Below are 26,388 nucleotides of genomic sequence, written 5' to 3' on the forward strand. Positions count from 1 at the left end.
GATCTCGCCGGGTCCCTACAAATGTAAGGTGGGCGCCATATGTCCGGGGCCACGGCCCCGGCCAGGGACAGCTCCCAGGCAGATCTTATAGGCCCTGGAGATTCATGTGTTCCTGACGAACCCCGCAGCAGCGCTAACATAGGGCGCGGGGCGGCAAAAAGCGAGGGCTCAGTCGCTCCTGTCGACAACGCTGCTGAGCGACTCGATGACCCAATCGATGCGGCTCGCGACCAGGCTGCGGCTCTCCTCGAGCGCGGCGATGCGCTGGCGGGCGGCCTCAAGCTCGCCCTTCAAGCGGTCGCGCTCCTGCTCGAGCGTCTTGACGCGCGTATCCGGGCCGCTGCCGGCTGCCGACGGTGGCTCCTTCAGACGCCCCGCCGGACGCTTAACCTTTTCTCTCGGCCGCTGAGCCATGAGCTGATTCGCACCCTCCTCGCAGACCTTGCGGCCGTCGCCCTCCAACGGCTCCTGCGTGCGGCGGTCAGCATAGGTAATCTCATCCCGCGGTGCAAGAAACCACCCGAAGCCTGCGACACAAAACGAGGATCGGCCCGCCGCCGCAGTAAGGGTGTGGCGGGACGTAGGATTGACAGGCCGGGGGGCGGCCAACTTAATGGCGCCCGCTCGGCGGGCCGTGCGGCGTTTTTGCGTCGTTCCGTCACCCCGCCCAACACAACCAGCCGGCTCGATTGGAGGACGTCTCATGGCACTCAAGGTCGCGATCAACGGATTTGGCCGCATCGGCCGCAACGTGCTGCGCGCGATCTACGAGTCCGGGCGCACCGATATCGAGGTGGTGGCGATCAACGACCTCGGTCCGGTGGAGACGAACGCGCATCTGCTGCGCTTCGACAGCGTGCACGGACGGTTTCCGGGCGAGGTGACGGTCAACGGTGATTCCATCGACCTCGGGCGCGGGCCGATCAAGGTGACGGCGGTCAGGAATCCGGCCGAGCTTCCCCACAACGAGTTCGGCGTCGAGGTGGCGCTCGAGTGCACGGGAATCTTCACCAGCAAGGAGAAGGCGTCGGCGCATCTCGCGGCGGGGGCGAAGCGCGTGCTGGTCTCGGCGCCGGCGGACGGGGCGGACCTGACGGTGGTCTACGGCGTCAACCACGACAAGCTGACCAAGGATCATCTCGTGGTGTCGAACGCCTCGTGCACGACCAACTGCCTGGCGCCGGTGGCCAAGGTGCTGCACGACCTCGTCGGCATCGAGAAAGGCTTCATGACGACGATCCACAGCTACACGGGCGACCAGCCGACGCTCGACACGCTGCACAAGGATCTCTACCGGGCGCGCGCGGCGGCGCTGTCGATGATTCCGACGACCACGGGTGCGGCCAAGGCCGTGGGGCTCGTGCTGCCCGAGCTCAACGGCAAGCTCGACGGGACGTCGATCCGCGTGCCGACGCCGAACGTGTCGGTGGTGGACTTCAAGTTCATCGCCAAGCACGAGACGACGAAGGACGAGGTCAACGCCGGCGTGAAGGCGGCCGCCGCGCAGCAGCTCAAGGGCATCCTCGGCGTCACGGACCAGCCGAACGTGTCGAGCGACTTCAACCACGATCCGCGCTCGTCGATCTTCCACCTCGACCAGACCAAGGTGATGGACGGCACGCTGGTGCGTGTCCTCTCCTGGTACGACAACGAGTGGGGCTTCTCGAACCGCATGGCCGATACGGCCGTGGCGATGGGCAAGCTGATCTAGAGCGCGATCAACTCCGATTGAATCGGTATCGCGCTCCAGCCATTTGACGAGACCGGCGATTTACGCTTCGGGCCGGTAGGGTCCGAAGCGAACATGGTCTAGCGTGCCAAGCCTTGATTTTGTTGCTGAGCTTGAGGCTGGGCGCCGTCTTCAGCACGTGCGGCCGCCTCCTCCCGAACCCAGCGTCTCGCCCTCGGGGCGAACATGTGATGCAGTGAAACAGCAGCGCCAAACAAGAAAATCCAAGGCAACAGCACGGCGACGATGTAGGCCCACCCTGGCGTATCAGCCGGGACATTGGGGCCGACATAGTTCGTAATCCCATACGTGACGGCCACCGCGAGCGAGAGAAAGAAGAGCCCAAACGCAGAGGCTAGCAACGTAGCTCTCCAAACAGGTTTGTTCATTGCGGTGGATCCAGTTCTATGACGGCCACCGCGTAGCACAGGGCGACAAAAGCAACGATATTGAAGAGAATCTCGACAATGTCCTGATGGAAATCAAGATGTGCGGGAAAAATCAGCCGGAACATCACGAAGAGCGCCAGCATGGCCAAGAACAACACGTGCAGCCGATTGGACACGTGTTTCCTGCCCACGGTCATGGCGAGCGCTAAAATGGAGAACATACAGCCAGTGGTTAATCAAAGACGTCGAAGCCGGGTGCCGGCTTCGGCATGGTGTGGTAATGCTTTACAGTGAACAATAGCAGCTCAGCGAATATGACACCGCTCGTCGGGACGAGAGCGCCTGTGGTTATCGCACCAACGACGTTTCGCAATGTCCCCTCCGCCCCCGGGGGTCCTGATCGAAAGTATGCCCTACACTAGCAGCAGGGCCGGGCGTTTGAAAGCAACAGACTTGAGATCCTTTGGGCAAGGCGTCCGTGGTGCGCGGCCCGATAGGTCTCCTGACCTCAGTGCCAGAAGTAGCCGAGGGCGATGAGGGCGGCGCCGGCCAGCAGCATGATCATCGCGATCACGTTTGCCACCTTGGCGGCGAAGTGGCCGATCACCGTGCCGGCGGCGCGGCGCGCCTTGCCGGTGACCGAGGCCTCGCGGGCGATCTCGTGGTACTTCTCCTCGAGCGCGGTCGGCGTCTCGGTCGTGCGCTTGCCGCGGGCCACGTGCCAAGCGCTGTCGAAGGCGGCGCCGGCGAGGTCGTAGCGCGACACCCGCCACATGATCAGCACCGCAAGAAGCGCGAGGCCCGCGCCCCAGATCATCATCCATGCGTTGCTCGTAAGCTCGATCGGCAAGGTCATGGTGCCTCCCCCTCTCCGCCGGGTGTTCGCCCGGAGACCGACATGGTGAACACTCCGGTACGGTAAAAATGCGGGTTTTGTAACCGAAATTTTGGCTCCTGTTAGAGACGCCGCCGGGAACGGATGTACATTTGGGGTGGGGAGCGCGTTGCTGTCGTCACGTTCGTTCAGAACAACGGGAGAAAACCCTCATGCAAGCTTCACCCAGCGTCTACCCTCCAGGCACCGTCAGAATGCGTCCGATGCTCGACCCACTGGCCAGGAACTGGTGGCTCATCCTGCTGCGCGGCGTTCTCGCCGTCCTGTTCGGCGTGCTGGCCTTCTTCTGGCCGGGCATCACGCTCCTGACGCTGGTGCTCCTCTACGGGGCCTTCGCGTTCCTCGACGGCGGGTTGTCGCTGGCGGCCGCGGTCCGCGGCGGCACGCCGGTCCCTCGCTGGTGGCTGGCGCTGGTCGGCGTGTTCGGTATCGCGGCCGGCGTGCTGACGCTGTTCTGGCCGCAGATCACGGCGATCGTGCTGCTACTCTTCATCGCCGCCTGGGCGATCGTCACCGGCGTGCTGCAGATCTGGGGCGCCATCAAGCTCAGGCATGAGATCGAAGGCGAGTGGTGGCTCATCGCGAGCGGCGTGCTGTCGGTCACCTTCGGCATCCTGCTCGTGCTGTGGCCCGGCGCCGGAGCGCTGGCCCTGGTGCTCGTCATCGGCGCCTTCGCCATCATGTACGGCGGCCTGCTGATCGGGTTCGCGCTCAGGCTGCGCAAGCTGGCGGAGGTGCGAATCTAGTGCAGCGCCCCCTCACCCGGAAGCGATCTACGATCGCTTCCGACCTCTCCCCATCGGGGAGAGGTGAAAGAGGTGCGCCCCCTACTTTACCTCTCCCCAATAGGGAGAGGTCGGCCGCGCAAGCGGCCGGGTGAGGGGGCGAGAAACGATTCAAAGCTAGGTCGGAAGGACTCAGGCCTCGATGCCCTCCAGCAGCGTGGTGAGCGCTGCCGTGACGGCATCGTCGCCAACCTTCTCCGGAAGCAACAGCCCGTCGATGACGAGCATGGTCAGCCCGTGCAGTTGCGCCCAGCACGCGGCCGCCTGGCCGGGCACGGGCCGCTCGCGGATCAGGCCCGCCTCCTGGCCGCGGGCGAGGAAGTCGGTGAGGATCGCGAACGTGCTCAGCGCCCGCTCGCTCAGGTGCACCTCCGACGGCTTGCCCGCATCGGCGCCAAACATCAGGCGATAGAGCGCCGGGTTCGCCTCCCCGAAAGCGACGTAGGCGCGCGCGACGGGGAGGAACGTCTCGCGCAGGCTCGCGGCGGAGGCCGGCAGCGCCGCAAGCAGCGTTTCGCGCAGCCTGTCGAAACCGATCAGCGCCAGCTCGGCCAGCAGGGCGGCCTTGTCCGGGAAGTGCTTGTACGGGGCCGCATGGCTCACGCCCGCACGCCGGGCGACCTCCCGCAGCGTGAACTGCCAGCCTTCCTCCTCGTGCAGCATGGCCAGGGCGGTCTCGATTACGGCGCGCCTTAGGTCGCCGTGGTGATAGGGGCGATCGGATTGTTCGGTCATGGTTTTTCAGGTTCGTGGAATTTTATGTTGACAGTGCCTACATGCGCAGCGTATGTCAACTGGCGTAAGTTGTCACTGTCTACATAGGAGAAGGAGCCATGAACGCCATCACCGTCACACCGCTGACCACCGACACTTCGCTTGCAGACACCCTCGCCCGCCAGCGCGCCGCCTTTCTGCGCGACGGGCCGCCGACGCTGGCGCAGCGCCGGGCGGACCTGAAGACGCTCCGGGCTGCCGTGCTCGCGCGTCGAACGGAGATCGAGCGCGCCATCGACGCCGACTTCGGCCACCGCTCGCGCCACGAGACGGCGACGATGGAGATCCTGCCCCTGGTGCAGGGCATCGACTATCTCCACCGCAACCTGCGCCGCTTCATGGCGCCGCAACGCCGCCATGTGGCGCTGAGCTTCCGCTTCGGCAGCGCGCGCGTCGAATATCAGCCGCTCGGCGTCATTGGCATCATGGCGCCTTGGAACTATCCGTTCGGGTTGGCGCTGATGCCGCTGGCGACCGCCATCGCCGCCGGCAACCGGGCCATGATCAAGCCGTCGGAGTTCACGCCGCGCACGAGCGAGCTCCTCGAGCGCCTCGTCGCGGAGACGTTCCCGCCGGAGCAGGTCGCCGTCGTCACCGGCGATGCCGCGCTCGGCGCCGCGTTCTCCGCCTTGCCGTTCGATCACATCCTGTTCACCGGCAGTACGCCGGTGGGCCGTGCCGTGATGAAGGCAGCGAGCGCCAACCTCGTGCCCGTCACGCTCGAGCTCGGCGGCAAGTCTCCCGTGATCGTGGCACGCGGTCATGCGCACGACCGGACCGCCGCGCGCATCGCCTTCGGCAAGCTCGCAAACGGCGGGCAGACCTGCGTCGCGCCGGACTATGCGATGGTGCACGCGGATGACGTCGAGGCCTTCGTTGCCGCCTACGGCCGGGCGGTGGATGCGCTCTATCCCGCGGGTCCGGCGGGCCGTGACTATACGTCGATCATCAACGAGCGGCACTTCAACCGCCTGCGCGGGCTGATGGACGATGCCCGTGCGAAGGGTGCGCGCGTCGTGACGGTCGGTGCACGGCCGGAGGGCGCGGAGCGCCGGCCGCATACGCTTGCGCCGACGGTCGTGCTCGACGCGACGGACGACATGGCCGTCATGCAGGAGGAGATCTTCGGGCCGGTGCTTCCGGTGATCACCTATCGCGACCTCGACGAGGCCGTGGCCTACGTGAATGCGCATCCGCGTCCGCTGGCGCTCTACTATTTCGGTGCGGACGATGCCGACCGGAGCAAGGTCCTGTCCCGGACCACCTCAGGCAACGTCGGCATCAACAACACGCTGATGCACTACGCGCAGGAAGACCTGCCGTTCGGCGGTGTCGGGCCGAGCGGCATGGGCGCCTACCACGGCATCGAAGGCTTCCGCAGCTTGAGCCATGCCAAGGGCGTCTTTGCCCAGGGTCGCTGGAACGCCGCTTCTCTCTTGCGGGCCCCGTTCGGATGGCTGCAGGACACGATCCTCGGCTTGATGCTGCGGTGAGCCGTGCGACCCGCCTCGAAACGGCCGCGACGACGAATCAGTCGCGGCCGTGATATGCGGAGGCATGCGGGGGCAGACACAGGTTCGGATCATCGGCATCGACCCCGGTCTCCGGCGCACCGGATGGGGCGTCATCGAGACCGACGGCGTGCGGCTCACCTACGTCTCGTCGGGGCTCATCACGTCGACCTCGGACGAGGACCTCGCCTACCGGCTGCGCGAGCTGTTCGAGGGATTGTCGAGCGTCATCGCCGCGTGCGGTGCCAGCGAGGCCGCCGTCGAGGAGACGTTCGTCAACGAGAACCCGCGCGCGACTCTGAAGCTCGGGCAGGCGCGCGGCATGGCGCTGCTGGCGCCGGCGATGCGTGGGCTCAGCATTGCCGAGTATCCGCCTAACCTCATCAAGAAGGCCGTCGTTGGGGCCGGACATGCGGAGAAGCGGCAGATCCAGGCCATGATCGGGTTCCTGCTGCCGAAAGCGCGCTTCGACAGCGCGGACGAGGCGGACGCACTGGCGATCGCCATCTGTCATGCGAGCCACCGCGGTGCGGCGGCACTTGCCAGGCGCGTGCTCAAGGAGGGCGCGGCGGGATGATCGGCCAGCTCAAGGGCAAGATCGACGCCATCGGAGAAGCGCATGCCATCGTCGACGTCGGCGGCGTCGGCTACGAGGTGCAACTCTCGGCGCGCACGCTGCGCAACCTCAAGCTCGGCGAGCCGGTGACGCTCACGATCGACACGCACGTGCGAGAGGATTCGATCAAGCTGTTCGGCTTCCAGAGCGAGGTCGAGCGGAGCTGGTTCCGCACGCTGCAGACCATCCAGGGCGTGGGCTCGAAGGTGGCGCTCGGTGTGCTCAGCGTGCTGTCGTCGCAGGATCTCGCCAACGCCATCGCGCTCGGCAACTGGGCGGCGGTGGAGCAGGCGCCGGGCGTCGGCAAGAAGCTTGCGCAGCGCATCGTGGCTGAGCTCAAGGACAAGGCGCCGGCGCTGTCGGTCGCGGGGCTGCATGTGCCGGTGGCGTCCGGCGTGCCGGGCACGGCTGAGGTGCCGCCGGAGGGCCTGGCGGCCGCGGAGGCGATCTCGGCGCTGACCAACCTCGGTTACAATCCGGCGCAGGCCTCGGCGGCGGTGGCGGCGGCGATGAAGGAGCTCGGCGCGGAGGCGGATACCGCGAAGCTCATCCGGCGGGGCCTGAAGGAGCTGGCGCGGTAGGACGTCCGGCAGAACCGCGAACCGCTTGGAGCTCGTCGCAGGGTCACTCTTTCGGCGACGGGCGGAGAATCTCATCCAACTGCCTGCGGATTTCGGCCTGGCCTTCGGGAGAGTATTTCCGCTGCTTCTCGTAGGCATCCAGAATGGCCGGATCGGAAGGGTCCAATTCTCGTGCCTTCTGGAAGTCAGCCCATGCCGCCTCGGGCTCGAGGAGCTGATTGTGGGCATAGCCGCGGTGCAGATAGAATTTGGCCTGGCTCGGATCCAGCGCGATGGCGGCGTTGAAATCCTCAAGCGCCTTGTTGGCGTCCTTGCTGATGACGCCGCCCGGCTCCCGCTTGTTCTGCAGATAAGCGACGCCGCGAAAATCGTAGTCGTCGGCGGTGACGGTGCCGATCTCGGCACCGATGGCAATGGACTTGTTTAGGCTGTCCAGGGCTTTGCCCAGCGAAGGATCGGCAGAGCCTTGGCCGAATTGGTAGCGCCCGAAATGGGCGATCCCCAGCAGGTTATAAAAGTATGCCTGCTGCGCTTTGGTCGGCGAGTTCTTCAGGTACGCGCAGTGCTCTTCTACGCCTGCCACGTCCCCGCTCGTGAGGACGGCCGTGTGACAGCGAACGACGGAAAGGCCGCTCCGGCAGGCGCCTTCGCTCGGGCTGAGCTCGAGGCAGGTCGTGAAGTCGGCGAACGCGGCATCGTAGTTCTCCTTCTTCACGTAGGCGTCACCGCGCCAGGCGTAGGCCAGAGCCTTGTTTCTTTTGCTGAGCTTGCCGCTCTTGAGCGCCGACGTGCAGCCCTTGATGCGCCGGTCCAGGTTGTTCGAATTGCAGTCCTTGACGGCGTCCGCCCCGGCATCGGCGGCGAGGAGCACGCCAGCGAGGCAAACGCCGGCCGTGCGTATTGCGGCAACGACTCTCATGAACGCGTGCTCCCGATCGCGGGCTGCCGAGGCTGGCTAAGCGTCAGCGCAAACCGTAACGCTGTCTGCCGGCCCGGACATCACCCAACGGGGTGAGGCGGCGCCATGCCTTCAATTTTGGGCGGACAAAGACCGCCCATCGCGGAGCCGCCGCAGCCGGGCATTGTTGGAGACGGTGTTCTCGCTCACTATGGGCGGAATCCCCCGTCGCCAGGACGGAAGGGAGGCTAGGGCGGAAGGTCAGTGATCCGCTCGCAGGGGAGTAGGCCATGTGCAAGCTGTTCTCGTTTCCGGTGTGGCTGGTGCTGTCGCTGATCTGGACCGGCATCGTGGCCTATCTCGGCTACACGAGCGCACCCTACGTGCCGATGGACATGTCCGCCTCGGATTCAGCGACCGTCGAGGCGCTGCGCGCGGCGACGACACGGCACGCGATCCTCTACGGGCTGCTCGCCGCCGGACCGCCGGCCATCGCGCTGCTCTTCGGTCGGCTGCTCTGCCGCAAAGGCTGATATCCCGGAGCCGGCACGCGGGCGACTACGCGGCGCCGGGGCCGGGATCGTCGTCGTGGGGATCCGAGCCCGTCTCGTCGTCCTTGCTCAGGGATCTCAGCCAGTGCGGCTGGAAGGGAACAACGGCGCTCGCTGCAATCGCTCTGCGGGCGGCCTCGGGCTGGTAGGCGATCTTGATCAGCCGGATGGCTTCCATGGCTCCGTTCGGCTTGCGCAGCGAAAAGACGTCGTTCTCCCGCAGGCCGAGCAGGGCGAGGCCGCGCAGCGTCGTTATGGGAAGGGCGAGACCCTGTGTGGCGCTCTCCTCGTTGCGCGTCAGGACGCGGTGCTCGATCGCTCCGTCTCCGACGCGGAACTCGACGCGGCTGTCGATGGTGGCGATGCGGCGGTCGATCGTGTGATCGAGCATCAGCGTGGCATCGGCAAGCTTCCGGCGCAGGAGCTGGAGATAGGGCTCGCCGTAGTCCTTGGAGGCCAGGAGCGATCGAAGGTAGGCGGAATCCTTCGCCGTGAGGTGGCAGTGGGGAAAGGTCATCGCAAGCTCCTCAAGCCCGGCCGGAGAACCGGTCGGGATGCAGGGTCCAGGTTTTGGGTGAGCGAGCGTTCCCTGGCGCGGCCAACGGGGACGGCCGAGCCAGGGCTACGTGCCTGCGATGAGGCGACCCGTGCGGGATTTCAGCCGTTCGGCCATGCTGCGGCGAACCTGCGATGCTTCTTTGGTGTGGCGATCCTACCAGAGGTCCGGCTTTCGAGGAAAGCCGGTGCGGCTCGTCGTCACTCAGGGGCACCCGAAGCGGAGCCATCAACGCCGGGATGGCTCTCGAAGCGTCGATGCCGTGTTGCTAAGATCGGCGCCAAGGCTGGACGTTCGCAGGCTTCAATGAGAAGGCATTGATGTGACAAGCTTTGTCATCAGAACCGAAGACGAAGAGGATCTCGGCTTCCTCCTCTTCGCCAGCCATGACGGGGAGTGGCCACCCGCAGGCGCAAACGAGTGCATATTTGGCGGCTTCCCGAATGATCCTTCGCTCCTGGACGATCCACGCGGCCGCTTCGTTGTGGATCACAAAGGGCAAGAATGGATCGCGGACGTGAGCTACACGGACGCCGAAATGACGGTGCAGATCAACCTGAGAACAGGTTGGACGTTTCACCTGCGAAGCAATGCGGAGGGGAACAGCTGGACGGCAGTGCGTGACGGCGAGACACTTCACGGCACAGGCCTGTTTCTCTAGAGGCCTCAGAGAAGAGCTACGACCTGCTTCGCCGTTGCCTTGGCAGAGAAAGGATTTTGTCCGGTCACGAGGCGGCCATCGGCGACGACATGCGATACGAACGGCAGGAAAGCCTTTTCGTAGAGAGCACCACGCCGCCTCATCTCGGCTTCCGCATTGTAGGGCATCCTCTTGGCAACTCCGGCCAACACCTCCTCTGCCCAAGAAAAGCCCGTGATGCGTTTGCCGGCAACCAGCAGCGCGCCGTCAGACAGCCGCGTGTTCAAGAGACCGCAATAACCGTGGCAGACAGCTGAAACGATGCCGCCGCGCTCCCAAATGCTACGCGTGATTCGCTGCAGGCCTTCGCTCTCCGGAAAGTCCCACATGACGGCGTGGCCGCCGGTGAAATAGATCGCATCATAGTCGGCCGGGTCGATCTCATCGGGCCGGGCGGTTGCAGAAAGCAGCGCAGAGCGAGCTGGGTCAGCGAGCCAAGCCTTGGCGGAGCCGTCCAAGAGAGGCCATTTGAGCGCGCGCGGCTCCAGTGGCGATACGCCGCCCTTGGGGCTCACGAGACGTTGCCGATATCCGTTCGTTGCGAAGACATCGTAGGCATGTGTCAGCTCCGACAGCCATAGTCCGGTCGGCTGGCTTGGGTCGGCATAGTGGGCGACGTTGCTGACGACATGGAGAATGCGCTTACTCATGCCCAATCCTTCTTGCGCGTGCGGGCGATCGATGGCGTAGAGCCATTAAGCCCGCGTCTGTTGACTGATAGCCGTGCAATAAGTCGTAGGATCGACGTGACCTCACATAAGCTCTGTCGAACGCGCAGACTTGCTTGCGCGCCGCGGCCCCGAAGTTCCTTGGCGGTCGGTTGGTGCGCCGGCAGGCCAGGCGTTGTGTATGTCGAGCGGCCACATGCTTGACGGCGCCGCCGAACACGGTCAGGAACAAACCATGACCGACCGCCTCATCAGCGGGGCGAAGCGCGAGGCGGATGCCTACGAGGCGTCGATCCGGCCGCGCTCGCTCTCAGAATTCGTGGGCCAGGAGCAGGCGCGCGCGAACCTCCGCGTCTTCATCGAGGCGGCGAAGGCACGCGGCGACGCGCTCGATCACGTGCTGTTCGCCGGGCCGCCGGGGCTCGGCAAGACGACGCTGGCGCAGATCGTGGCCAAGGAGCTCGGTGTCGGGTTCCGTGCCACCTCGGGGCCTGTGATCTCGAAAGCCGGCGATCTCGCGGCGCTGCTCACCAACCTCGAGGAGCGCGACGTGCTCTTCATCGACGAGATCCACCGGCTCAACCCGGCGGTGGAGGAGATCCTCTATCCGGCGCTCGAGGACTTTCAGCTCGATCTCATCATCGGCGAGGGGCCGGCGGCGCGCTCGGTCCGGATCGACCTCGCGAAGTTCACGCTCGTCGGTGCGACGACGCGACTCGGACTGCTCACCACGCCGCTGCGCGACCGCTTCGGCATTCCGGTGCGGCTCAACTTCTATACCGTCGAGGAGCTGGTGAGCGGGGTGACGCGCGGCGCGCGGGTGCTCGGCGCGCCGATTGCGCCGGACGGGGCGACCGAGATCGCGCGGCGCGCCCGCGGCACGCCGCGCATCGCCGGCCGGCTGCTGCGGCGCGTGCGGGACTTCGCTGCCGTGTCGGAGGCGCCCGTCATCGACGCGCGCGTGGCGGACGTGGCGCTGCGCGCGCTCGAGGTCGACGAGGCCGGGCTCGATGCGCTCGATCACCGCTACCTCACCTGCATCGCCTCCACCTACGAGGGCGGTCCGGTGGGCATCGAGACGCTGGCGGCGGCGCTGTCGGAGCCGCGGGATGCGCTCGAGGAGATCGTCGAGCCGTACCTGCTGCAGCAGGGCTTCATCGGGCGTACCCCGCGCGGGCGCGTGCTGACGCTGAAGGCGTTCCGTCACCTCGGCCTTTCGGGGCCGGCGCGCGGGGCGACGCCGGAGCTGCCGATATTCGAGGAGGGGGAGGACCAAGCGTAGCCGCCGACCGGCGGGGCGCGCTGAATTGTCCAATGTGGCGACGGAGCAGCGAAAATTAACTTCGGGGATGGTTGTCCCTTGCGGCGCGAAGCCGCCGCCGGTTGGCTTATATCTCGACATGTTTGAATGCGATGCGTTGCGGCTCCTGGTGATCGGGGAGTGATGGTGTTTTCTCGCAGGCAGGTTGTGAAAGGATTGGCGCTCGCGGGCGCTGGTTCCGCCGGCTTCGGCGGCTATGCGCTTGCCGAGCCGCTGTGGGTCGGCGTGACCCGCTATGCGGTCTCGCCGCCGGGTTGGCTGAGCGGCCTCTCGCTGCGCATCGCCGTGCTCACCGATCTTCACGTCTGCGAACCATGGCTCGGGATTGACCGGCTGCGCGGCATCGTGGCGCGCACCAATGCGCTGATGCCGGACCTCGTGGTGATGCTCGGCGACTACGTGCGGGGCAGGGGCATGATGTCGCTCTGGAGCCGCGACGTGCCACACGAGGACTGGGCGGCCGTGCTCGCCGGCCTCAAGGCGCCGCTCGGCGTGCATGCGGTGCTCGGCAATCACGACTGGTGGGACGATCTCGACGCGCAGGAGCGGCGTGGCGGCCCGGTCAGGTCGCGCATCGCGCTCGAGGCGGCCGGTATCGCCGTCTACGAGAACGATGCTGTCCGTTTCGAGAAGGACGGATTGCCGTTCTGGATCGCGGGTCTTGGAGACCAGTGGGCGTTCTGGGATCCGCTCAAGCCCGAGCTGGGGCTTACGGGCGTCGACGACCTCGAGGGGACGCTCGACAAGGTGCGCGACGACGCGCCCGTGCTGCTCATGGTGCACGAGCCTGACATCTTTCCCCAGGTGCCGTCGCGCGTGGCGCTGACCGTTGCCGGGCATACGCACGGCGGGCAGATCACCATCGGCGGCTTCGCGCCGGCCGTCCCTTCGAAGTACGGGCGGCGCTACGTGCACGGCCATATCGTAGAGGACGAGCGCAACCTGATTGTTTCGGCGGGCCTCGGCTGCTCGAAAATCCCGATGCGCCTGGGGGCTCCGCCGGAGATTGTGCTGATCACCGTCGAGACGGGGAACAATGTCGCTTGATACCGCGCCGTCGCGCGCGTCGATCCGCGCGAGCTCGGAATCCACGGAATAGCGGATCCATGACACCATGAGCGCAACACCCGACGCGTGGCCGGACCTTGCCGGCCGCATCATCGACGACGAGACGGGGCGGCGGCATGTGCTGCCGGTGCGCGTCTATTTCGAGGATACGGACGCGGGCGGCATCGCCTACCATGCGTCGTACATCCGCTGGTGCGAGCGGGGGCGGACCGACTTCCTGCGGCTGCTCGGCACGGATTCACGGCGCCTCATCGACGGGTCCGCGAGCCACGAGCCCGCGGCATTTGTCGTGCGGCGCATGTCGTGCGACTTCCTGAGGCCGGCACGCATGGACGACGTGCTCATCGTCGAGACGCGGGTGAAGGAGCTCGGCGGCGCGAGCGTCACGCTCCTGCAGATGGTGCTGAACGAGGCGCGGCGCGTGTTCGAGGCCGAGGTGACGGTGGTGCTCGTGGCCGTCTCCGGAAAGCCGGTGCGCCTTTCGACCGCGGTCCGCAGCGCGTTTGCCCAAGCGGACCAGGGAAAGGTGCTCGGCATCGGCGGGACCAAGGCCTAAGAGAGCTTCGCAAGGATCGACTGGGTTGCGATGCGGAAACGTGTCTGGATCCCGGCCTCCGCCGGGATGACGGAGAGAGGGTGGCAATCAGTTTAACATAGACACGTCACTCCGGCGAGTGCCGGAGTCCAGACAGATCAAAGGACTGCACCGTGACGTTTCCACCACAGGTCAGGGCGGCACCGGTTATGTGACGCGGAATATTACCCGCCGGCATCTCTGGCTGTCATCGAAGTCGAATGGACAAGTCGTGGCCGTCCAGGGATGATGCGGCCCATCATGGGGATTTGCCGGGGGGCAGCATGACGACGGCCAAGGACGCGCGCGGGATCGATCTCGACATCAAGGACGCGATAGAGGGGTATGAGCGCTTCCGCCTCGAATTCGAGCGTGACAAGGCGTTCTACAAGAGCCTCGCAACGAAGAAGCAGAAGCCGCGGCTGCTGTGGATCGGCTGCTCGGACAGTCGCGTGGTGCCGTCGCAGATCACGCAGGCCGATCCGGGCGAGCTGTTCGAGGTGCGCAACATCGCCAACTGTGTGCCGCCCTCCTGGACGGGCGACGAGGCGGTCGGCGCCGCGATCGAGTATGCGATCGCTCATCTGGGGATCGACGACATCGTGGTTTGCGGCCATTCCGGCTGCGGCGGCATCCATGCGCTGGCGGAGCCCATCCCGCCTGACAACGAGGCGCATCTCGGACGCTGGGTCGAGTACACGCGCCCGGCGCACCAGCTCGTCGCGGCGGCGCGCGTGCCGGAGGAGGAGAGGTTTGCAGCCACCATCCGCGCGCACGTGCAGTTCCAGCTCGACAACCTGATGACCTACGAGATCGTGGCCAAGGGCGTCGCGGAAGGGCGGGTCGGCATCCACGGCTGGCTCTACGACATGGAGGCGGGCGAGATCCAGGCCTACGATCCCAGGACGGGCGCCTGGCGCGGGCTGCTCGAGCCCGCGGCTTAGCGGGGCCGCTCCCGCCCATGACGCGCGATACGCTCGAACGGCATCAGGTCTGGGTCTATCTCGTCGCCATCCTCGCAGGGCTCGCGGTCGGCGGCCTTGCGCCGGGGCTCGGGCCTTTCATGGAGGTCCTGCTCTGGCCGAGCCTCGCGGCGCTGCTCTATGCCACGTTCACTCAGGTGCCGCTGGCGCACCTGCCGGCCGCCTTCCGCGACATGCGCTTCATGTCGGCCGTACTCGCCGGCAACTTCGTCGTGCTGCCGGTGCTGGTCTGGGGGCTTCTGGCGCTGGTGCCGGATGTGCCGGCTGTCCGCCTAGGTGTGCTGCTCGTGCTGCTCGTGCCGTGCACGGACTGGTTCATCACATTTGCCCATCAGGGCGGCGGCGATGCGCGGCGTGCGATCGCCGTGACGCCGGTCGTGCTCCTGGTGCAGATCGTGCTGCTACCGGTCTACCTCTGGCTGCTGATGGGAGACGGATTTTCCGAGATCGTCTCCGCCGAGCGCATGGTTACGGTGTTCCTGGTCGTGATCGTGGTGCCGCTGGCGCTCGCCTACCTTACCGAGCGCTGGGTGGAGCGGGATGCGGCGCGCGCGGCTGTCATCGGACGGCTCGGCTGGCTGCCGGTGCCGCTCCTGGCGCTGGTCGTGCTTCTGATCGCGGGCTCGCAGGTGGAGGCGGTGCTGGGCGCGGTGACGCTGTTTGGCGACGTGCTGGCGGCCTTCGTCGCGTTCCTGGCCGGCGCGGCCGCCTGCGGCGTTGCGCTCGGGCGGCTGTTCTCGCTTCCGGCCGCGCAGGCGCGCACGCTGCTCTTCAGCCTTGCCACGCGCAACTCGTTCGTCGTGCTTCCGTTCGCGCTGGCGCTGCCGGCGGGATGGGAAGCAACGGCGATCGTCATCGTCCTGCAGTCGCTGGTCGAACTCATCGGCATGCTGCTGTTCCTGTGGCTGGTTCCGCGCCTGCTGATCCCTGACCGGGCAGCCGGCTAGGCGCTTCTCCCGGCCTCGTTTTAGTCATATTGCGCGGCAACAAGGACCTTGATGGTCCGTGCGCGCCAGTGCACGTTGCAGTCCGCCAAGGGGGGCGCGATTGCCGATTCGGCACACCCAATCTTTCTACGGGGCACCCGGCCGCCCGCTCCCAGCCTCAAACGACGGTTGAACCATGAATCCGGCTGACGTGACGCAGACCGCCCTTGCGCCTCAGGCACACGGCGTCTCCTTCATCGAACTCTTCATGCAGGCCTCGCCGACGGTCCAGGTCGTGATGGCCGGTCTCGGGCTTGCCTCCATCTGGTCGTGGGCGATCATCATCGAGAAGCTGATCGCCTTCCGGCGCGCGCGCATCGAGGCGGACCGCTTCGAGCAGACGTTCTGGTCCGGCCAGTCGCTCGACGAGCTCTACAACGGCCTCTCGCGCGGACACACGATCACCATGGCGGCGCTGTTCGTTGCGGCGATGCGCGAGTGGAAGCGCTCGGTCGAGGGCAACATCCGCGCGCTCGGCGGCATCCAGCTCCGCGTCGAGAAGGTGATGGACGTCACCATCAGCCGCGAGATGGAGCGGCTCGACAGGCGCCTCCTGTTCCTTGCCACCGTCGGCTCGACGGCGCCCTTCGTCGGGCTGTTCGGCACGGTCTGGGGCATCATGCAGAGCTTCCAGGCCATCGCCATCTCCAAGAACACCAACCTGGCGGTGGTTGCACCCGGCATCGCGGAGGCGCTGTTCGCGACCGCACTCGGCCTGATGGCCGCCATCCCGGCGGTGGTATTCTACAACAAGTTCTCGGCCGACTCGGCGCAGATCAGCCAGCGGCTCGAAGCGTTCGCCGACGAGTTCGCCGCCATCGTCTCGCGCCAGATCGACGTCAGGAGCTGATGCCCAGATGGGGATGAGCATCAAAGCCGGGGGCGGCGGCCGGCGCAGAGGAAAGCGCGGGCGGCATGCGCCCATGAGCGAGATCAACGTCACGCCCATGGTCGACGTGATGCTGGTGCTGCTCATTATCTTCATGGTGGCGGCGCCGCTGTTGACCGTCGGCGTGCCGATCGAGCTGCCGCAGTCGCAGGGCAAGCAGCTCGAAAGCAACCATGAACCCTTGACCATCTCGGTTTCGTCCAACGGAGATGTTTTTATCGGCGAGACGAAGGTCGGGCTCGACGAGATCGCCGAGAAGCTGAAAGCCATCGCCAAGAACGGCGTCGACGAGCAGATCTTCGTGCGCGGCGACAAGGGAATCTCCTACGGGCAGGTGATGCTGGTGATGGGCCGCATCAGCGCCGGCGGGTTCAAGAAGGTGTCGCTGGTGACCGAGGTGGAGGACGCGGGGGCGGCTGCCCCGTAAGGACGATGCGGGCTTTGTGGCCGGCGTGGCCGGCCGTGGAACCCGTGCAAGGACGCAGGCATGATGCTGCTGCTGAGGCGAGTCCGCTGCGCGCTGACGTGCTCCGATCCCGCGACGTCGTTGCGGGTGCGGAGGCGTGCACAGGCGCCTGGGTGCTGCGATCAAACCAGTGACGGGGTTTGGCCGTGCCGTTCGGACTGACGCTCTCCATCCTGCTGCACGGCGGCGCGCTGGCGTGGGCCTATCTGGCCATGCTCTCGACGCCGCCCCTGAAGCCGCCCGAGCCGGAGCCGATCACGGTGGCGCTCATCACGCCGTCGGAGCTGCTCGCCCTTAAGAAGGGCAGCGAGACGGCGACCGAGCTCGAGGCCAAGGCCAAGGAGGAGCCGAAGCCCGAGGTCTCCAAGGTCGAGGCCGAGAAGCCGAAGCCCATCGTCGCGCCGGAACTGCCGGTCGAGCCGACGCCGCCCGAGCCGCCCGAGAAGACCGCCGAGGCCTCGCCGCCGGAGCCGCCGAAGCAGGAGCCGCCGCCGAAGCCGGATCCGATCGCTGAGAAGCTCGCCGCGCTGCCAGTCGAGCAGCCGCCGCCTGGCCCCACTCCGGACGAGCTGAAGAAGATCGAGGACGAGAAGCGCGCCGAGGAGCAACGGCAGGCGGAGGAGAAACGCAAGGCCGAAGAGGAAAAGAAAAAGGCGGAGGAAGCAAAAAAGAAGAAGGCCGAGGAGGAGAAAAAGAAAAAGGAGCAGGAGCGCAAAAAGAAACTCGCCGAGCAAAAGCGAAAGGAACAGGAAAAGAAGAAAAAGCAGGAGCAGGCCGACCGCCTGGCCGCGCTGCTCGACAAGGATCCGACCCGCAAGGGTGCGCCCAACTCTGCGACGCAGCCGCAGAACCCGACGGACTACACCGGTCCGACGGCGGGCGCGCGCGAGGGCGATGCGCCCGTTCTCTCGGTGCGCGAGCAAGACCTTTTACGTAGCCAGATCAGTGCTCAACTGCGGCAATGCTGGAAGCTGCCGGGTGGCGGCGGCGGCATCGAGACCATGGTGGTGACGGTCCGCTGGCGGCTCTATCCCGACGGCTCGCTCGACGGCGAGCCGGCGATCGAGGCGCCCCAGTCCGGTCCCGTGTTCCAGATCGCGGCGGAGGCTGCCGTGCGCGCGGTAAAGGCGTGCTCGCCGTTTACCCTTCCGCAGGACAAATACTGGGCCTGGAAATCCATCATCTGGGATTTCGATCCACGCGAAATGCTGTAAGCGTTACGCCGGATTTCGAGCAGGCATTCTAGCGCCACGATTTATATCGAAGATGAGGACAATGACCGAATCCCTGCCCCCTTCTCGTGCCGCTCGGACGCTTCTCCTGGCGATCGCCATGCTCGCGGCTCTGCTCGCACCCATGCCGGCCTCGGCGCAGGTCGACGATGCCTATCGTCCGCCTCCGGGAGCCGGAGGGGGCGGTTTCCAGGATCAACTGCGTGAGCAGGGCTACGAGGTGCCGCCGCCTCCCGCGGGCGGAGGTGGGGGCGTGGAGGGCGGCGCCTACCAGGGCGGCCGCCAGGACGGTTTCAGCTCCGAGGGGTTGCGCGGCACGCAGCGGCAGGGCGTTGTGGCGCCGATCCCGATCGCCATCCCGGCCTTCACCGGCGACGACCCGCAGCTCGCCCAGCAGGTGGCGCAGGTGCTGATGGCGGACCTCGAGCGCTCGGGGCTGTTCCAGCCGCTGGATCCCGCGTCGTTCCTCGAGGACATCAGGGATGTCAATGCGTTGCCGCGTTTTCCTGACTGGCGGCAGATCGGTGCCGAGGCGCTGGCCGTGGGCCGCGTCGTGCGCGGCGGCGACGGGCGGCTGACGTCGGAATTCCGGCTCTGGGATGTGACCAGCGGCAAGCAGCTCGCGGGGCAGCGCTTCACCACGGGCGCGCAGAACTGGCGGCGCGTCGGGCATCTCGTCGCCGATCAGATCTACGAGCGACTGACCGGCGAGAAGGGCTACTTCGACACGCGCGTCGTGTTCGTCGACGAGACCGGCACCAAGGCGAAGCGGATCAAGCGGCTCGCCATCATGGACCAGGACGGCGCCAACGTGCGTTTGCTCTCGCAGGGGCAGGAGCTGGTGCTGACGCCGCGCTTCAACCCGGTGGCGAGCGAGATCGCCTACATGGCCTACACGAAGGATCAGCCGCACGTGTTTCTGATGAACCTCGAGACCGGCAAGCGGGAAGCGGTCGGCGAGTTTCCGGGCATGACGTTCGCGCCGCGGTTCTCGCCCGACGGGCAGCGCGTGATCATGAGCCTGCAGCAGGGCGCCGATTCCAATATCTTCGAGCTGGATCTCAGGACGCGGCAGTCGCGGCAGCTCACCAACTCGGGTTCGCTCGACACCGGGCCGTGCTACTCGCCCGACGGGCGCGAGATCGTGTTCGAATCCGACCGCGAGGGTACGCAGCAGCTCTACGTGATGGTCGCGGACGGCTCGAATCCGCGGCGGATCAGCATGGGAGAGGGCCGCTACTCGACGCCGGTCTGGTCGCCGCGCGGCGACTACATCGCCTTTACCAAGCAACTCGCCGGACGGTTCCTCATCGGCGTCATGCGCCCCGACGGATCGGGGGAGCGTATTCTTACCGAGGGGTATCACAATGAGGGCCCCACCTGGGCGCCCAACGGCCGCGTGCTCATGTTCTTCCGCGAAAGCCAGAGCGAGGAAGGCGGCCCGCGAATCTACTCGGTCGATCTGACGGGCTACAACGAGCGAGTCGTGAGCACGCCTTCGTACGGTTCGGACCCCGCGTGGTCGCCGCTCCTGAACTGAGACGCGGCTTTACGGCCCGTTAACCGTCGGAGCGCTATTCTTGCATCAGCGCCTCTGCGTCGAGATGAGGCTGTTTTGCTTTGTAGCTCAGTAGCTTCCAGGCGCGGATCGACGGCCGCTCAAGAGCCCGAGGAGCATCAACAACGGCGTGGTATTTTCGCATCTATGAGGGTGGAAAACAGTGCTGCACGACCCTCAGTTCTTGATCAAATCATGCCGTGCCGGTACCCAAATATTCGGCTCGTTGCCGAACAAGCATCAGGAGATAAGACCATGCAGGGTGTGAAGGGGCTGATCGTTCTCTCGGCTGCCATCGTCGCTGTTGCACTCGGCGCTTGCCGTCGTGAAGAAGCGGCACCGCTGAAGCTCGGCGCCGAGGTTCCGACTGCCACGGAAGTGGCTCGCTAACGTCCGAATTTCACTTTGGGACACAACAGGAGATTACTACCATGAAGGGCGCTATCGTTCTCGCTGCCGCTATCGTTGCTGTCGCTCTCGGCGCTTGCCGTCGCGAAGAGGCTGCTCCGTTGAAGCTCGGCGCTGACGTTCCGGCTGTCGCCGACGTTCGCTAAGCGAATTCTAAGTCTCGCCTGGACGTCATAGTCGGGCTGACTTGATCATTCAGAGCTGTTGCAGCGCGTGCTGCAGCAGCTCTGTTTCGTTTGTGTTGGCGAGTCGCGTTGCGCGGTGTACGCGCCGAGCCGCGGCTTGCGGGCAGCTTATCCAGCGCCCGGCCAAGCGGCTTTTGTGGCTATCCTGCCCTGTCCCCAGACGATTTCGCCCGTGTCACATTCGCGCCTTGCCGCATGCGCGGGGATCGCTCATTTTTGCTTCATGTGTCTCTCGGAGCTGCCGTTTCCGGGGCAAAAAGGGTGGGGCTTCAGCAATCGGCATGGATGTCTCGCACGGCCCTGGGAAACGCGGCGGCGCATCGGGAAAACTGCGAGGCGGTGCCGAGGCTTCGCGCGTAGCGGTCATTTCCTTGCGGATCTATGCCGCACGGATGTCCCGGCCACATTTTCGTACTTAAGGCTCGGGTATGGGGTCGCTCAAGGGGAACGGTTTGGCTCCGGCGCGCTCGACGCGGCCGTCGAGCCGGTGAAAGGATGAATTGATGGCGCCTGTCTTTCGGGCCTCCGGCTTTACATGCGCTTTGCTGCTCTTCGTCACGGCTGCGGCCATGGGCGGCTGTGCCAACAACCAGAACGATCCGAACTCGCAGCTCGGTCCGGACGGCAAGGGGCCGATCACGCCCGGCACGAGCCGTGACTTCAGCGTCAACGTCGGCGACTTGGTCTACTTCTCGTCCGACAGCTCGGATCTGACGCCGGAGGCGCAGGCCACACTGCAGAAGCAGTCGCAGTGGCTGCGCCAGTACCCGCAGTACACGATCACCATCGAGGGCCACGCGGACGAGCGCGGTACGCGCGAGTACAACATCGCGCTCGGCGCCCGCCGCGCTACCTCGGTGCGCAATTTCCTGGCGCAGAACGGCGTGGCGCCCAACCGCGTGCGCACGATCTCCTACGGCAAGGAGCGCCCAGTGGCGGTCTGCAACGACATCTCGTGCTGGTCGCAGAATCGCCGCGCGCAGACCGTGCTCAACAGCCGGGTCGCATCCTGACGCGTTGGCTTGCCTGACGGCCGGACGCGGGGCGTACCAGCGCGCTCCGCACCGTCCCGCCGGTCCTTTCTCCAACGTCAATTTGCCCGCCTTCCGGCCGATACACGTCAGAGTTTGGCCGTATTGCAAGCGCACAGCTTTTCTCCAGGCAACATCGGCGTTTGGGAGCCCAAACGCAAGCGGGAGACCAGGGTGCCGACCATGCGCACGGGATGTGCGGGGCTGCTCGTGACTGCGGGCCAGACGCGGGCCTTCGCGGTTGCTGCCCTTGCGTTCGGCGCGGTGCTTGTCGGTGCCGCGGCGGGTCCCCCGGTGCAGGCCCAGGATCCCGCAGGCCCGTTCTCGCTCGGCTCGCCGCCCCACGACGGATTCTCGATCGTCGAGCCGCCGGCCGGCGTGCCCGAGCGCAGGCGCGACAGCGTCGATGACGGCAGTGGCCGCTGGTTCTTCCAAGGCTGGGAGTCGACGCCGTCGCAGGATACCTTCGCCGAGCGGCTCTACACGGACGCGATCAAGGCGCTCGAGTCGGGGCGCGGGAGGGATGCCCAACGGCTGTTCGAGCGCCTCATAGCCGAAGCGCCGGACAGCCCGCGCGCCGGCGCGGCGCGGCAGCATCTGGGAGAGATCTATCGCGGTGCCCATCCGGAGCCTCGCGAGGCCGCCCATCCGCGGCCCGTGCAGCAGACGGACCAGGCCGGCGCAGCAGCAATGCCATGGACGGGCGGCGGCGGAGACGCTTCGGCGACACGCTCCTCCGCACTCGAGGTCTCCCAGCCGGTGTCGCGCGCGGCGCTCAACCAGGCGCGAGTCTCTCCGGGCCTCGACGGGCAATTCCTCTCGGATGCCGGGGACCGCGTGTTCTTCAGCGCGCGCAGCGCCGAGCTCGGCGCCAGGGCCCGGGGCGTGATCCAGTCCCAGGCGCGCTTCCTCTTGCGGTATCCCGAGCTTTTCGCGGTGATCGAGGGCTATGCCGACGACGGCGCGATCGCGGACGCTGAAATGATCCGGCTTTCGGAGGAGCGCGCGGCGACCGTTCGCAGCCGGCTGATCGCGGAGGGCGTGGGTCCGGAGCGCATTCTGGCCTATGGGCGGGGGCGCGAGGACCGCGTGTCCGATTGTCCGGCGCCCGAGTGCCTGGCTCAGAACAGGCGCGCGGTCACGATCCTTCTCAACCGCCGGGTCGAGGGGCGGCCCCTGCGCCGGGCGCAGGGCGGTGAAGCCGAGGGCTCGACCGCGCCGTCCACACCATGACCCATTCCGCCATGCACGGCGGGGGCGCTTGCGCCGTGCGGCATAGAGTGACACTTGCTGCGTCGCAGCGGCCGCGCATGGTTTTCGGATCCCGTCCGGCCTATGGTGGCGGCGAAATTTCAGTGAAGGAGGGCGCTTCGCCCATGCATTCGTCCAAGCCCTTTTCGCAGCGGCATGCCGGACCGGTCGCGGCAGGCGCCCTGCTCGCGATGCTGTGGTGCGCCGGCGCGGCGCTCGCACAGGCGGTCCAGAGCGAGCAGCTTCCGGCTGTCGGTGGTGCGCAGGCGCAGGGCAAGTCCCAGAAGGGCCAGGCGCCGTCCGGCGGGGGTGATGCGGGCCTGCGCGATCGCGTCGAGCAGCTCGAAGGTCAGCTCGTGGATCTGCAGGTCGTGATCGGCACGCTGGAGTCGCTCGCGCGCACGGGTGGCGGTGGCGTGGCGGCGGCGCCGGTGCGCTCGGAAGCGGGCGGCGGCATGGCGACGAGCGACCGCGTGCGCCTCGACAACATCGAGACCCAGATCCGCGCGCTGACCGCGCAGGTCGAGCAGCTTGCCGCCGAAGTGCGTGCGGGCGGGCAGCGGCGGTCGGATGCAGGCGGCTTCGGTGACGATACGCAGACGAGCCGCTTCGGCTCGACGACGGTGACGTCGGATCAGGCCGATCCCATGGGCGGCTTCGGGGATGCCGATGGCGGCTTCGGTGCGCCGCAAGGGCAGGGGCAGACGGCCCCGCCGGGCTCGTTCGGTGGCGCGGCTCCGCCGGGAGCGTTCAATGGCGCGGCTCCGCCGCCGACCTACGGCACCGAAAGCCTGCCGCCACCCGGCAGCGGAGAGTTCGCGGCGGTGGAGCCCGGCATGGGCGGCAGCCCCAAGCAGCTCTACGAGACGGCCTACGGGCACCTCCTGCAGCAGGACTACGGTGCGGCGCAGGCCGGCTTCCGCGACTTCCTCAAGACCTACCCGCAGGATCCACTGGCGCCGAACGCGCTCTATTGGCTCGGCGAGTCCCACTATGTGCAGCGCAACTACGCGGATGCCGCCGAGGCGTTCGATCTCGTCGTCTCGACCTACGGCAATAGCAGCAAGGCGGCCGATGCGCAGTTGAAACGCGGCATGTCGCTGGCTCAGCTCGGCAAGCGGCAGGACGCGTGCTCGGTGCTCGGCAGCGTCGGCTCGAAATTCGCGAGCGCGCCGGCGCAGCTCAAGGCGAAGGCCGCCAGCGAGCGGCAGCGGATCGGTTGTCCCTGATGGCAGGCCTGCGGCGCGGCTTCGGCTACGAGAGCGCCGCCGAGGGGGGCCATCTGCGCGGTTGCGGCTTGCCGAGCGGCGGCGGGTCTGGTCTTTGATGGGGCCGATGAGACACGCTCGCAGAGCGGTCATGGTCCAGGGCGAGCCGGCCGTGCACGATCAGGATCCCGAAGCCTCGTTCGGCGCGCTGCTCGCGCCTTTCAAACACGCGGTGCTCGCCGTCTCCGGCGGATCCGACAGCATGGCGCTGATGGTGCTCGCCGCGCGCTGGGTCGCGTCCGGCCAGGCGCCCGCCGGGCTCACCATCGAGGTGGCGACCGTCGATCACGGGCTGAGGGCCAGCTCGGCGCGCGAGGCGGAGTGGGTGGCGGAGCGGGCGAAGGCGCTCGGCTTCAAGCACACGACACTGGTCTGGGGCGGCAACAAGCCGGGATCGGCCTTGCAGGCGCGTGCGCGCGAGGCGCGCTACGCGCTACTCGTCGCGCATGCGCGCGTCGCCCGGCCGTCGGCGGTCGTGACGGCGCATACGGCCGACGACCAGGCGGAGACACTGATCATGCGCCTCGGCCGCGGCAGCGGGCTCGACGGGCTTGCCGGCATGGCGCCGTCGCGGCCGCTCCTGCCGGACGGCTCGGTGCAACTCGTGCGGCCGCTGCTCGGACTCTCGAAAGCGGTCCTGGTGGCAACGCTCAAGGAGACGGGTGGCACGTGGCTCGACGATCCCTCCAACGAGCGGCTCGATTTCGAGCGCGTGCGGCTCAGGGCGGCGCACGATCACCTGTCGGCGCTCGGCCTCTCGAACGACAAGCTCGCGCTCAGCGCCGCGCGCCTCACACGCGCGCGGGACGCGCTCGAGCGTCTGACGCAGGCGCGGCTCGCGGCGCTCGTCGACGACCACGGCGGCGCGTTCGCGTCGCTCGACCGCGCGGCGTGGGAGGCGGAGCCGGAGGACGTGCGTGTGCGTCTCGTCGCGCGCCTGCTCGGCGCGTTCGGCGGACAGGCGAAGCCGGCGCAGCTCTCGCAGGTGGAGGCGCTGGTCGCGGTGCTCGCGCGCGGACGGCCCGTCGCGCAGACGCTCGGCGGCTGCATCGTGTCCCAGGGCCGTACGACGTTGCGGCTCTACCGCGAGCCCGGCCATCACACGCTGCGCGAGGTCTCGCTCAGGCCGGGCGAGGAGGTGGTGTGGGACTGGCGCTTTCGCGTCGGCTACGACGTGAGCGAGATCAACGACGCGGAGCAGGAGCCGGACGACAAAGCGGAGGATCAGGCAGCGCCAGCGGAGGTCGTCGTGCGTCCGCTCGGACTTGCCGCTTATGCAACCCTGAGGGGTGGTTTGGCGCTTAAGGACCGGCCTCCGGCCCGCGCGGCTGCGGGGCTGCCCTCGATCTGGTCGGGAGCGAGGCTGATCGCGGTGCCCAGCCTGCCCGGCGCGACGCCCAACGACGGCCGGTTTCGTGCCGAATTCCTGGGGCTTAAGCGCGAGTTGCGCTAGGCGGCGGCCAAGGTTTCATGCGTGGGTAACGCTGCGGTGCCCTCGCTCTTGGCGGCGGCCGGCATTAAACTTGGCAAATAAGGGTGCGACACCTATCTTAAGGCGCAGTTAGACGCGGATCCAAGCCGGCTTTCCCCTTTTCCGTGCCGGCTCTCTAGGGAAAACAGATGAATCCGAACTTTCAGAAGCTTGCGATCTGGGTGGCCGTTTTCGTGCTGCTCGCCGCGCTCTTCAACCTGTTCAACAATCCGACCCAGAACCGGCGCGGGGCCGAGATCAGCTATTCGGACTTCCTGAACGCGGTCGACGCCGGGACGGTGGCCGAGGTGACGCTGGCCGGCAACCGCATCTACGGCACCATGCGCGACAACGCGACGCCGTTCACGAGCTATGCGCCCTCGGACACCACGCTGGTCGAGCGGCTCAAGGCCAAGGACGTGAAGTTCAAGGCGCGCCCCTCGGACGAGGACGTGCCGTCGATCCTGTCCGTCATCCTCAACTGGTTCCCCATGCTGCTCCTGATCGCGGTGTGGGTGTTTTTCATGCGCCAGATGCAGTCCGGCTCCGGCCGCGCCATGGGCTTTGGCAAGAGCCGCGCCAAGCTGCTCACCGAGCGGCAGGGGCGCGTCACGTTTGAGGACGTGGCCGGCGTGGACGAGGCCAAGGCCGATCTCGAGGAGATCGTCGAATTCCTGCGCGACCCGCAGAAGTTCCAGCGGCTCGGCGGGCGCATCCCGCGCGGCGCGCTGCTCGTCGGCCCCCCCGGCACCGGCAAGACGCTGATCGCGCGTGCGGTCGCGGGTGAGGCCAACGTTCCGTTCTTCACCATCTCGGGCTCCGACTTCGTCGAGATGTTCGTCGGCGTCGGCGCGTCCCGCGTGCGCGACATGTTCGAGCAGGCGAAGAAGAATGCGCCGTGCATCATCTTCATCGACGAAATCGACGCGGTCGGCCGCCATCGCGGTGCGGGCCTCGGCGGCGGCAACGACGAACGCGAGCAGACGCTGAACCAGTTGCTGGTCGAGATGGACGGCTTCGAGGCGAACGAAGGCATCATTCTCA

At 66.8% G+C, this 26,388-nt stretch carries 29 protein-coding genes; 22 read left to right on the plus strand and 7 right to left on the minus strand.

Annotated elements, in window-relative coordinates; translation table 11 throughout:
* Window positions 1–168 precede the first annotated feature (168 nt).
* Window positions 169–414 carry a DUF4164 family protein gene (locus tag IT540_RS15120; RefSeq protein ID WP_291179638.1) on the minus strand — a complete coding sequence of 82 codons (246 nt, stop codon included), beginning with the start codon at window positions 412–414 and terminating at the stop codon, window positions 169–171.
* 289 nt (window positions 415–703) lie between these two features.
* On the opposite strand from IT540_RS15120, the gene gap reads away from it, so the two are divergent.
* Complete coding sequence (gene gap, locus IT540_RS15125) at window positions 704–1,711, plus strand: type I glyceraldehyde-3-phosphate dehydrogenase (RefSeq protein ID WP_291179642.1); 1,008 nt, start codon at window positions 704–706, stop codon at window positions 1,709–1,711.
* Window positions 1,712–2,114: 403 nt separating this feature from the next.
* On the opposite strand, the gene IT540_RS15130 is transcribed toward gap, so the two are convergent.
* A complete protein-coding gene (locus IT540_RS15130) occupies window positions 2,115–2,294 on the minus strand; it encodes a hypothetical protein (protein WP_291179645.1) in 180 nt (59 codons plus the stop codon).
* Window positions 2,295–2,626: 332 nt separating this feature from the next.
* Window positions 2,627–2,974 (minus strand): hypothetical protein, encoded by a 348-nt coding sequence (locus IT540_RS15135; RefSeq protein WP_291179648.1) that lies wholly within the window; start codon window positions 2,972–2,974, stop codon window positions 2,627–2,629.
* A 242-nt stretch (window positions 2,975–3,216) separates the two neighbouring features.
* Here IT540_RS15135 and IT540_RS15140 point away from each other — a divergent pair, with 242 nt between their 5' ends.
* Window positions 3,217–3,759: an HdeD family acid-resistance protein gene (locus IT540_RS15140; RefSeq protein ID WP_291179651.1), complete on the plus strand. Its 543-nt coding sequence runs from the start codon at window positions 3,217–3,219 to the stop codon at window positions 3,757–3,759.
* A 171-nt stretch (window positions 3,760–3,930) separates the two neighbouring features.
* Here the strand turns inward: IT540_RS15140 and IT540_RS15145 are convergent, their stop codons facing one another.
* The gene (locus IT540_RS15145) at window positions 3,931–4,533 is read right to left on the minus strand and encodes a TetR/AcrR family transcriptional regulator (RefSeq protein WP_291179654.1); all 603 of its coding nucleotides are present in this window, start codon (window positions 4,531–4,533) and stop codon (window positions 3,931–3,933) included.
* Window positions 4,534–4,631: 98 nt separating this feature from the next.
* On the opposite strand from IT540_RS15145, the gene IT540_RS15150 reads away from it, so the two are divergent.
* The 3 genes from IT540_RS15150 (at window position 4,632) to ruvA (ending at window position 7,280) form a co-directional block, all read left to right on the plus strand.
* Window positions 4,632–6,065, plus strand: a complete 1,434-nt coding sequence (locus IT540_RS15150; RefSeq protein WP_291179657.1) for a coniferyl aldehyde dehydrogenase — start codon at window positions 4,632–4,634, stop codon at window positions 6,063–6,065.
* A gap of 64 nt (window positions 6,066–6,129) precedes the next feature.
* The gene (gene ruvC / locus IT540_RS15155; RefSeq protein ID WP_291179660.1) at window positions 6,130–6,660 is read left to right on the plus strand and encodes a crossover junction endodeoxyribonuclease RuvC; all 531 of its coding nucleotides are present in this window, start codon (window positions 6,130–6,132) and stop codon (window positions 6,658–6,660) included.
* Window positions 6,657–7,280, plus strand: a complete 624-nt coding sequence (ruvA, locus tag IT540_RS15160; RefSeq protein WP_291179663.1) for a Holliday junction branch migration protein RuvA — start codon at window positions 6,657–6,659, stop codon at window positions 7,278–7,280. The genes ruvC and ruvA overlap by 4 nt, the downstream gene beginning before the upstream one ends.
* Before the next feature lie 43 nt (window positions 7,281–7,323).
* On the opposite strand, the gene IT540_RS15165 is transcribed toward ruvA, so the two are convergent.
* Window positions 7,324–8,199, minus strand: a complete 876-nt coding sequence (locus IT540_RS15165; RefSeq protein ID WP_291179666.1) for a hypothetical protein — start codon at window positions 8,197–8,199, stop codon at window positions 7,324–7,326.
* Window positions 8,200–8,468: 269 nt separating this feature from the next.
* On the opposite strand from IT540_RS15165, the gene IT540_RS15170 reads away from it, so the two are divergent.
* The gene (locus IT540_RS15170) at window positions 8,469–8,711 is read left to right on the plus strand and encodes a hypothetical protein (protein WP_291179669.1); all 243 of its coding nucleotides are present in this window, start codon (window positions 8,469–8,471) and stop codon (window positions 8,709–8,711) included.
* Between the two features lie 25 nt (window positions 8,712–8,736).
* On the opposite strand, the gene IT540_RS15175 is transcribed toward IT540_RS15170, so the two are convergent.
* Window positions 8,737–9,246, minus strand: a complete 510-nt coding sequence (locus IT540_RS15175) for a nucleoside-diphosphate kinase (protein ID WP_291179672.1) — start codon at window positions 9,244–9,246, stop codon at window positions 8,737–8,739.
* Between the two features lie 361 nt (window positions 9,247–9,607).
* Between IT540_RS15175 and IT540_RS15180 the strand changes: the two genes are divergently transcribed.
* Entirely contained in the window at window positions 9,608–9,946 is a 339-nt protein-coding gene (locus tag IT540_RS15180; protein WP_291179675.1) for a hypothetical protein, read from the plus strand.
* 5 nt (window positions 9,947–9,951) lie between these two features.
* Here IT540_RS15180 and IT540_RS15185 read toward each other — a convergent pair whose 3' ends face one another.
* Window positions 9,952–10,635 carry a type 1 glutamine amidotransferase domain-containing protein gene (locus IT540_RS15185; protein WP_291179677.1) on the minus strand — a complete coding sequence of 228 codons (684 nt, stop codon included), beginning with the start codon at window positions 10,633–10,635 and terminating at the stop codon, window positions 9,952–9,954.
* 253 nt (window positions 10,636–10,888) lie between these two features.
* Between IT540_RS15185 and ruvB the strand changes: the two genes are divergently transcribed.
* The 15 genes from ruvB to IT540_RS15260 all read left to right on the plus strand — a co-directional run.
* The gene (gene ruvB / locus IT540_RS15190) at window positions 10,889–11,935 is read left to right on the plus strand and encodes a Holliday junction branch migration DNA helicase RuvB (RefSeq protein WP_291179680.1); all 1,047 of its coding nucleotides are present in this window, start codon (window positions 10,889–10,891) and stop codon (window positions 11,933–11,935) included.
* A gap of 186 nt (window positions 11,936–12,121) precedes the next feature.
* Window positions 12,122–13,021 carry a metallophosphoesterase gene (locus IT540_RS15195; RefSeq protein WP_366030009.1) on the plus strand — a complete coding sequence of 300 codons (900 nt, stop codon included), beginning with the start codon at window positions 12,122–12,124 and terminating at the stop codon, window positions 13,019–13,021.
* A 67-nt stretch (window positions 13,022–13,088) separates the two neighbouring features.
* Window positions 13,089–13,598, plus strand: a complete 510-nt coding sequence (locus IT540_RS15200; RefSeq protein ID WP_291179683.1) for a YbgC/FadM family acyl-CoA thioesterase — start codon at window positions 13,089–13,091, stop codon at window positions 13,596–13,598.
* Between the two features lie 302 nt (window positions 13,599–13,900).
* Window positions 13,901–14,560, plus strand: a complete 660-nt coding sequence (locus tag IT540_RS15205) for a carbonic anhydrase (protein WP_291179686.1) — start codon at window positions 13,901–13,903, stop codon at window positions 14,558–14,560.
* Between the two features lie 17 nt (window positions 14,561–14,577).
* Entirely contained in the window at window positions 14,578–15,546 is a 969-nt protein-coding gene (locus tag IT540_RS15210; RefSeq protein WP_291179689.1) for an arsenic resistance protein, read from the plus strand.
* A 175-nt stretch (window positions 15,547–15,721) separates the two neighbouring features.
* Entirely contained in the window at window positions 15,722–16,435 is a 714-nt protein-coding gene (gene tolQ / locus IT540_RS15215) for a protein TolQ (RefSeq protein WP_291179692.1), read from the plus strand.
* A gap of 7 nt (window positions 16,436–16,442) precedes the next feature.
* Window positions 16,443–16,901, plus strand: a complete 459-nt coding sequence (gene tolR, locus IT540_RS15220) for a protein TolR (protein ID WP_291179695.1) — start codon at window positions 16,443–16,445, stop codon at window positions 16,899–16,901.
* 185 nt (window positions 16,902–17,086) lie between these two features.
* Entirely contained in the window at window positions 17,087–18,154 is a 1,068-nt protein-coding gene (locus tag IT540_RS15225) for a protein TolA (RefSeq protein WP_291179699.1), read from the plus strand.
* 61 nt (window positions 18,155–18,215) lie between these two features.
* Window positions 18,216–19,712, plus strand: a complete 1,497-nt coding sequence (gene tolB, locus IT540_RS15230; RefSeq protein WP_291179702.1) for a Tol-Pal system beta propeller repeat protein TolB — start codon at window positions 18,216–18,218, stop codon at window positions 19,710–19,712.
* 273 nt (window positions 19,713–19,985) lie between these two features.
* Window positions 19,986–20,120 carry a hypothetical protein gene (locus tag IT540_RS15235; RefSeq protein ID WP_291179704.1) on the plus strand — a complete coding sequence of 45 codons (135 nt, stop codon included), beginning with the start codon at window positions 19,986–19,988 and terminating at the stop codon, window positions 20,118–20,120.
* 706 nt (window positions 20,121–20,826) lie between these two features.
* Complete coding sequence (pal, locus tag IT540_RS15240; protein WP_291179706.1) at window positions 20,827–21,336, plus strand: peptidoglycan-associated lipoprotein Pal; 510 nt, start codon at window positions 20,827–20,829, stop codon at window positions 21,334–21,336.
* A gap of 201 nt (window positions 21,337–21,537) precedes the next feature.
* On the plus strand, window positions 21,538–22,587 hold the full coding sequence (locus IT540_RS15245) for an OmpA family protein (protein WP_291179708.1): 1,050 nt from the start codon (window positions 21,538–21,540) through the stop codon (window positions 22,585–22,587).
* A 143-nt stretch (window positions 22,588–22,730) separates the two neighbouring features.
* Window positions 22,731–23,834 (plus strand): tol-pal system protein YbgF, encoded by a 1,104-nt coding sequence (gene ybgF / locus IT540_RS15250; RefSeq protein WP_291179710.1) that lies wholly within the window; start codon window positions 22,731–22,733, stop codon window positions 23,832–23,834.
* Between the two features lie 130 nt (window positions 23,835–23,964).
* Window positions 23,965–25,326 carry a tRNA lysidine(34) synthetase TilS gene (tilS, locus tag IT540_RS15255; RefSeq protein WP_291179712.1) on the plus strand — a complete coding sequence of 454 codons (1,362 nt, stop codon included), beginning with the start codon at window positions 23,965–23,967 and terminating at the stop codon, window positions 25,324–25,326.
* 167 nt (window positions 25,327–25,493) lie between these two features.
* Window positions 25,494–26,388: FtsH/Yme1/Tma family ATP-dependent metallopeptidase (locus IT540_RS15260; protein WP_291179714.1), on the plus strand; the 895-nt coding region annotated here is incomplete at its 3' end.

The organism is Hyphomicrobium sp. (genome assembly GCF_020852195.1).
GTDB lineage: Bacteria > Pseudomonadota > Alphaproteobacteria > Rhizobiales > Hyphomicrobiaceae > Hyphomicrobium_C.

Coding starts and splice junctions, on each gene's coding strand:
- IT540_RS15120 (WP_291179638.1), bottom strand. CDS start 414: ATGGCTCAGCGGCCGAGAGAAAAGGTTAAGCGTCCGGCGGGGCGTCTG.
- gap (WP_291179642.1), top strand. CDS start 704: ATGGCACTCAAGGTCGCGATCAACGGATTTGGCCGCATCGGCCGCAAC.
- IT540_RS15135 (WP_291179648.1), bottom strand. CDS start 2,974: ATGACCTTGCCGATCGAGCTTACGAGCAACGCATGGATGATGATCTGG.
- IT540_RS15140 (WP_291179651.1), top strand. CDS start 3,217: ATGCTCGACCCACTGGCCAGGAACTGGTGGCTCATCCTGCTGCGCGGC.
- IT540_RS15145 (WP_291179654.1), bottom strand. CDS start 4,533: ATGACCGAACAATCCGATCGCCCCTATCACCACGGCGACCTAAGGCGC.
- IT540_RS15150 (WP_291179657.1), top strand. CDS start 4,632: ATGAACGCCATCACCGTCACACCGCTGACCACCGACACTTCGCTTGCA.
- ruvC (WP_291179660.1), top strand. CDS start 6,130: ATGCGGGGGCAGACACAGGTTCGGATCATCGGCATCGACCCCGGTCTC.
- ruvA (WP_291179663.1), top strand. CDS start 6,657: ATGATCGGCCAGCTCAAGGGCAAGATCGACGCCATCGGAGAAGCGCAT.
- IT540_RS15165 (WP_291179666.1), bottom strand. CDS start 8,199: ATGAGAGTCGTTGCCGCAATACGCACGGCCGGCGTTTGCCTCGCTGGC.
- IT540_RS15170 (WP_291179669.1), top strand. CDS start 8,469: ATGTGCAAGCTGTTCTCGTTTCCGGTGTGGCTGGTGCTGTCGCTGATC.
- IT540_RS15175 (WP_291179672.1), bottom strand. CDS start 9,246: ATGACCTTTCCCCACTGCCACCTCACGGCGAAGGATTCCGCCTACCTT.
- IT540_RS15185 (WP_291179677.1), bottom strand. CDS start 10,635: ATGAGTAAGCGCATTCTCCATGTCGTCAGCAACGTCGCCCACTATGCC.
- ruvB (WP_291179680.1), top strand. CDS start 10,889: ATGACCGACCGCCTCATCAGCGGGGCGAAGCGCGAGGCGGATGCCTAC.
- IT540_RS15200 (WP_291179683.1), top strand. CDS start 13,089: ATGAGCGCAACACCCGACGCGTGGCCGGACCTTGCCGGCCGCATCATC.
- IT540_RS15205 (WP_291179686.1), top strand. CDS start 13,901: ATGACGACGGCCAAGGACGCGCGCGGGATCGATCTCGACATCAAGGAC.
- IT540_RS15210 (WP_291179689.1), top strand. CDS start 14,578: ATGACGCGCGATACGCTCGAACGGCATCAGGTCTGGGTCTATCTCGTC.
- tolQ (WP_291179692.1), top strand. CDS start 15,722: ATGAATCCGGCTGACGTGACGCAGACCGCCCTTGCGCCTCAGGCACAC.
- tolR (WP_291179695.1), top strand. CDS start 16,443: ATGGGGATGAGCATCAAAGCCGGGGGCGGCGGCCGGCGCAGAGGAAAG.
- tolB (WP_291179702.1), top strand. CDS start 18,216: ATGACCGAATCCCTGCCCCCTTCTCGTGCCGCTCGGACGCTTCTCCTG.
- IT540_RS15235 (WP_291179704.1), top strand. CDS start 19,986: ATGCAGGGTGTGAAGGGGCTGATCGTTCTCTCGGCTGCCATCGTCGCT.
- pal (WP_291179706.1), top strand. CDS start 20,827: ATGGCGCCTGTCTTTCGGGCCTCCGGCTTTACATGCGCTTTGCTGCTC.
- IT540_RS15245 (WP_291179708.1), top strand. CDS start 21,538: ATGCGCACGGGATGTGCGGGGCTGCTCGTGACTGCGGGCCAGACGCGG.
- ybgF (WP_291179710.1), top strand. CDS start 22,731: ATGCATTCGTCCAAGCCCTTTTCGCAGCGGCATGCCGGACCGGTCGCG.
- tilS (WP_291179712.1), top strand. CDS start 23,965: ATGGTCCAGGGCGAGCCGGCCGTGCACGATCAGGATCCCGAAGCCTCG.